Annotated in this window: 1 protein-coding gene and 1 pseudogene; one reads left to right on the top strand and one right to left on the bottom strand. The window is 69.8% G+C overall.

Going from position 1 to position 2163, the window contains the following annotated elements; translation table 11 throughout:
- Positions 1-959: pseudogene (locus D7X12_RS41010) on the top strand (response regulator); the annotation flags it as partial.
- Between the two features lie 87 nt (positions 960-1046).
- Here D7X12_RS41010 and D7X12_RS41005 read toward each other — a convergent pair.
- On the bottom strand, positions 1047-2163 hold a 1117-nt coding region (locus D7X12_RS41005; protein WP_244225091.1), incomplete at its 5' end, for a hypothetical protein.

The raw sequence follows: 2163 nt of genomic DNA, 5'->3' as shown, positions 1-2163 counted from the left end.
CGCCCCCCGCCTCCCGTCCCCCCGTGGCGACCCCGGTGGCGTCGGGTCCGTCCGCGGCGGACGTCGCGGAGCTGCGCAACCTGCGCGCGAAGGTGGCGGAGCTGCAGAGCGCGCTGGAGGACTCGCGCGGACAGGCGACGCAGGCCGAGGAGCGCGTGCAGTCCCTGGAGTCCGAACTCCAGGCGAAGACGACGGAGCTGGAGACGTCGCGCTCCAGCGTGGGCAAGAATGACAAGGACACCTTCGCGCTGCGCGACACCGTCAACAAGCGCGACAAGGAGATCCTCCGCCTCAAGTCGGAGCTGAACCAGAAGGACCAGGAGATCATCGAGCTGAAGGATCAGCACCTGGAGCTGGAGCAGAAGGCCAGCACCTCCGACGAGGAGCTGTCGCGCCGGGACGCGCAGATCAAGACGCTCACCAGCCGCACCGAGCAGCTCACCACGGAGCGCAAGCGCGTGGATCAGCAGCTCGCCACCGCCAAGGAAGAGGCCCGCGGCGCCACCGCGAAGCTGGGCACGCTCCAGGCGGAGCTGGATCAGCACCAGGCGCAGGCCCAGGAGATCCAGGGTGAGGTGGAGTCGCTGCGCGCCCAGCTGAACCAGCAGGACGCGGACCTCCAGGCGGCGCGCGAGGAGGCCGAAGGGCTGCGCTCCCAGTTGGAAGGCGCCCAGCAGGAGCTGGAAGGGCTGCGCTCCCAACTGGAGCAGACGCAGTCGGACCTGTCCTCCCAGAGCGCCCAGGCGGCCTCGGAGGCCGAGTCGCTGCGCGGGCGCATCACCGAGCTGGAGCAGGCGGCGGTGCGCAACGATGAGCGCGTGACGAAGCTCTACGCGCGCATCAAGGGCGACGAGAAGCTGCGCGAGAAGACGAAGAAGGCGCTCGCCATCGCCCAGCAGCTGCTCGACGAGCCCGGCACCTCCGTGGGCGAAGAGCTCGACGAGGAAGCCGCGGCCTGAGAAGCGCCGGGGCCTCTGGCGAGAGGCCCTCGGGTGGAGGAAGGCGCGGCGTGACCGCCCTCCCCCGCCTGGAGCATCCCCGGAGCCTCAGTGACCGCCGCCCTCCTTCTTGGGGGCGGTCTTCTTCTCATGCAGCTTCTTGGCGAAGGACTGCACGGCGGCGGGCACGTTCTTGTCGCGCGCCAGGTCCTTCAGCTCCGCGTCGCGCAGCGTGTTGAGGAACTTCATGGTGACGGTGAGCGGCACCTTGGGGTTCTTCACCAGCGCAAGCTTCACCTTCTGGAGCTTCGTCCACTCGCGGTTGTTGTAGATGACGCGCAGCACGTCCTCGTTGACGGCGCGGTTGGCGGCGCTCGCGAGCACCTCGCCGTCGGTGATGCGCGGGCTGCGGATGACGGCCACGCAGACGAGCTTGTTGGTGTCGCGGATGAGGGCCGTGCGCGCTTCCTTGTTGCCCAGCGTCGCCAGCTTGATCTTCTCCGCGATGGACATCTTCATGATGCGCTGGGCGAGCGTCAGCCGCTTGCCCTCCTCCATCGGCGCCTCGTCGTCCTTGTCCGCCGAGGGCCCCAGCTCCGCCATCACCTCCTCGGCGGTGGGGCCCGGATCCGGCGGCGCCGCGGCGGCCTGCGGGCCGTAGATGCGCACCCGCGCGGCCTGCATCGCCGGCACGTCCGCGAGGATGAGGCCGCTTCTCACCGCGAAGTCGCAGATGCTGTCCACGAGCGACGCCGGGGCGCCGGGGTTGAGGCACAGGTTGCGGACGATGTCCTCGTGGCGCAGCAGGCGCAGCTGGTTCTGCGAGATGATCTCCGCCACCTTCGGGCTGCACGTGGAGGCCACCGCGGAGACGGCCTCGTCCGGCGTCTCCGAGTTGAGGACGAGCATCTCCGCGTAGGCTTCCTTGTCCTTCAAGAGGCCCAGGAAGTAGCCCAGCACGGACGGCGGCAGGCCCTCGTCGCGCAGCGCGGAGCCGAGGATGCGGTCCGGCAGCCCCGCGCACGTCTTGGCCGCCGTCTCCCGGACGTTCGCCTCCGGGTCGAAGGTGAGCATGAAGAGGGCGCCCAGCATGTCCGCCGGGTTCAGGGGCACGAGCGACTTGGCCGCCATCATCCGCAGCGGCACGGGGGCGTTGGGGTCCACATGCTTGCGCATGTTGGGCGGCAGGAATTCAGCGTTGAAGGGGCAGCCCGGGGGTGGGGCC

The sequence above is a fragment of the Corallococcus sicarius genome, assembly GCF_003611735.1.
In the GTDB taxonomy this organism is placed as follows: domain Bacteria; phylum Myxococcota; class Myxococcia; order Myxococcales; family Myxococcaceae; genus Corallococcus; species Corallococcus sicarius.
This window is presented reverse-complemented; position numbering and strand designations above follow the sequence as displayed.